This window comes from Micromonospora sp. MP36, from assembly GCF_008119785.1.
Classification (GTDB): domain Bacteria; phylum Actinomycetota; class Actinomycetes; order Mycobacteriales; family Micromonosporaceae; genus Micromonospora.
The window spans coordinates 1-391 of record NZ_VSFA01000311.1 but is presented as its reverse complement, the minus strand read 5'-3'; the positions used below and the strand labels follow the sequence as shown (position 1 = coordinate 391).

The window sequence follows — 391 nt, the reverse complement described above, 5'->3', positions numbered from 1 at the left end:
GCCCGGATCGACTGGTCCAGGGCCGTGGTGGACTCGATCAGTGTGCGGGCGGAAAAGGGGGCGATCTGACCGGCCCGAACCCGGTCGACCGAGGCAAACCGGGCAGCAAGATCCATGTCGTCTGCGACCGGGCGGGTCTGCCCCTGGCCGTCATGGTCACCGCCGCGAACGTCCACGACAGCCAGCTCCTGCTCCCGATGCTCGACAGCGTTCCCGCGATCCGTACCCCGGCCGGACGCCGCCGGTGGCGGCCGGACAAGCTCCACGCCGACAAGGCCTACGACAGTCGTGGCCTGCGTGCCGAGGTGCGACGCCGCGGCATCGCGGTACGGATCGCACGAAAAGGCGTCGAGTCCTCCACCCGCCTGGGCCGCCACCGGTGGATCGTCGA

Annotated in this window: 1 pseudogene; it reads left to right on the top strand. The window is 70.6% G+C overall.

From position 1 onward, the window contains the following. Positions 1 to 391 (top strand): annotated as a pseudogene (locus tag FXF52_RS41310) (transposase); the annotation flags it as partial.